Genomic DNA, 2,775 nt, shown 5'->3' with positions numbered 1-2,775 from the left:
CCCAGTCGCTTTCACCGAATTCCGGTCGATGCGACATTTTTGCGTCGCTCCCGATTGATAGTACCTTAACCCTTTCTATCAATGATCAACAAATTGCCATCCTAGAAAATATTACTAATGACAGTGCAGTTCTAGAACAAATTGACTTTCAAGTAACAGGTGCTAATTATCTACCAGTTACAGAAGATAATTACGATCCTGGTCAAAACCGAGACTATTTGTTGCTAGGTGATGTTGATAATAATTTTATGGTTGGTAGTGACTATAATGACGTAATGGCTGCTTATGCGGGTCATGATACTTTGGTCGGTGGTGCAGGAAATGATTCTATGAGCGGTTTTGATGACAACGATATTTTACATGGTGATGAAGGTGACGACAGCCTCAGAGGCGGTATCGGAGATGACACTCTCAATGGGGGAGCAGGAGTTGATAGTCTTGTGGGGGGAGCTGACGCAGACATCTTCGTGTTTAGGGCTGAGGATTCTTCTACTGATACTATTCAGGACTTTAAAGTCACAGAAGGAGATAGCATTCAAGTTGATGTGGAAGCTTATTACAATGCTTTCAATGATGTCAGCTTTGACTACGCTTACTCAGGAACCGACTTAACCCTAACGTTTTCTGGTCAAGATATTGCCACCCTGGAAAATATCGCCAGCGATGATATTGCTGATGTCTTTAAACAAATTGAGTTTATAGGAACAGTTAATACTTCTGATACTAGCACTAGCGTTGATATCCTAATTGGTAATGCCAACAATAATCCAATCTCGGCTTTAACAGGTAATGATTATATCTATGGTGGTGACGGGAATGATCCCCTTGTTGGTGGAGGGGATGATGATGTGATACTAGGGGGTAATGGTAACGATGTACTTCGAGGAAGCGCCGGCAATGATATCCTTATCGGAGGTAATGGAGCTGACAGGTTCCTCTTCCGTTCCCATTCTGCTGTTTCTGGTAGCGATCGCATTCTCGACTTTACCTCTGCTGAAGGAGATGTCATTGAAATCGATCAATCAGGCTACGGTATCAGCAGTCTCAATGAGGTTAGCTTTAATGGTTCAAATGGTGAGTTATCTATCAATAGCAACATCCTAGCTACCCTGGAAAATTATGATACCTTTGCTGTCAATAGCGATGTGGTTCTTGTGTAATTCATTCGGTTGAATATCCGACATGATTAATTTGATATCAAAGGTGCGTTAATAGCGCACCTTTTTCAACCTGAGTTGGATGTCAAAGCCTTGGGGAGACACTACAATAAGAATATTGTCGTTAGGAACTAGGTATACTGCTGATGGAGGGGATAGAAGACGGAGTGGGAAAACTTCGGTTTTGTCAGACGCAAACCCCAATGAAGTTAGAAGTCCCGCAGGAAGCGTAGCAGAATGCGTGGATAGTTCACAACAATTTAACTCGAACTGATAATAAGGAGATACAAACTTGCTGACCCTTGGTGTTAATATTGATCACGTTGCCACTGTTCGCCAGGCCAGAAAAACTATTGAACCCGATCCCATCGCTGCGGCGGTTTTAGCTGAGTTGGGGGGAGCAAACGGCATCACAGCCCATTTAAGGGAAGATCGTCGTCACATACAGGATAGGGATATTCGCTTGCTCAGGGAGACTGTTCGCACCCATCTTAATTTAGAAATGGCTGCCACCGAGGAAATGGTAGCGATCGCTTTAGAAACTAAACCAAATTACGTTACTTTAGTGCCAGAGAAGCGGCAAGAAGTTACCACAGAAGGGGGCTTAGATGTGGTTGGAAGCCTGGAAAAAATAAAAGATGTGGTGGATCGTCTGCAAAGCGCAAACATCCCTGTGAGTCTCTTCATCGATGCAGATGAGGCACAGATTAAAGCTTCTGCCGCCACCAAAGCTAAGTTTATCGAACTCCACACAGGAAAATATGCCGATGCTCCCAACCCGGAAGTACAGCAAAAAGAATTAGAATTGTTAAAACTAGGTTGCCAACAAGCATTAGAACTAGAATTGCGTGTCAATGCTGGTCATGGTTTAACCTATATCAATGTTTATCCCGTCGCTTGTTTACCAGGGATGGAGGAATTAAATATTGGTCATAGCATCATCAGTCGTGGGGTTTTGGTAGGCATAGAAAGGGCTGTCAGAGAGATGAAACTAGCCATGAGAGGGGAACTATAGCAGTTTTTGTGAAATTGGCGACCGCTTTCATGTCACTAAACCATGACCTATGATGTCCCCTTGGGTTCAATAATGGTAATTGGGTAAATAGAAATCAATTATTCAGCAATGACCACCTATTATTACATCCTAGCAAGTCAACGTTTCCTTTTAGAAGAGGAACCTTTGGATGAAGTGTTGAGGGAAAGAACGAGACACTATCAAGAAAAAAATAAAGAAATTGACTTTTGGTTAGTCAAGCAACCAGCTTTTATTGAAGCCCCAGAATTTGCTGAAATCAAAGCAAAATGTCCTCAACCATGTGCTTCCGTTGTCTCTGAGAATTCTGAGTTTATTACCTGGTTAAAGCTACGTTTAGAGTACGTTATTAAAGGAGAATTTGAAGCCCCTTCTTCGAGTATTAGAGATCCCATTGCTTCTTTAGAACCAGTTTCTTAGCAATTTTTGGGTAAATGGGAAAAAAACCTTTTAGCTTTGAGATAGGAGTCAGGAAGAATTGCGAATTAAGAAACATTAATATTCTAAATTCTACATTTGTCCTTGTCTACCTATCTTAAATGTTGCCAGAGGACTCCCGTTACACCGACGGTAGGAGGTTAACGG

General features: G+C 42.1%; 4 protein-coding genes. All 4 read left to right on the top strand.

Annotated features, from left to right (window positions below):
- The coding region (locus P9B04_RS19480; protein WP_342056633.1) for a calcium-binding protein at nucleotides 1-1,160 on the top strand (1,160 nt) is incomplete at its 5' end.
- Nucleotides 1,161-1,239: 79 nt separating this feature from the next.
- On the top strand, nucleotides 1,240-1,431 hold the full coding sequence (locus P9B04_RS19475) for a hypothetical protein (protein ID WP_342056632.1): 192 nt from the start codon (nucleotides 1,240-1,242) through the stop codon (nucleotides 1,429-1,431).
- An 18-nt stretch (nucleotides 1,432-1,449) separates the two neighbouring features.
- Nucleotides 1,450-2,172: a pyridoxine 5'-phosphate synthase gene (locus tag P9B04_RS19470; protein WP_342056631.1), complete on the top strand. Its 723-nt coding sequence runs from the start codon at nucleotides 1,450-1,452 to the stop codon at nucleotides 2,170-2,172.
- 108 nt (nucleotides 2,173-2,280) lie between these two features.
- Entirely contained in the window at nucleotides 2,281-2,610 is a 330-nt protein-coding gene (locus P9B04_RS19465; protein WP_342056630.1) for an MgPME-cyclase complex family protein, read from the top strand.
- Nucleotides 2,611-2,775 lie beyond the last annotated feature (165 nt).

This window comes from Crocosphaera sp. Alani8, assembly GCF_038442745.1.
Classification (GTDB): domain Bacteria; phylum Cyanobacteriota; class Cyanobacteriia; order Cyanobacteriales; family Microcystaceae; genus Crocosphaera.
The sequence above is the reverse complement of the archived record's forward strand: the minus strand, read 5'-3'. Positions and strand labels throughout refer to the sequence as shown.

What these genes read in the sequence shown, in the direction of transcription:
- P9B04_RS19465 (WP_342056630.1), top strand. Translation starts at nt 2,281, where the DNA reads ATGACCACCTATTATTACATCCTAGCAAGTCAACGTTTCCTTTTAGAA.
- P9B04_RS19475 (WP_342056632.1), top strand. Translation starts at nt 1,240, where the DNA reads ATGTCAAAGCCTTGGGGAGACACTACAATAAGAATATTGTCGTTAGGA.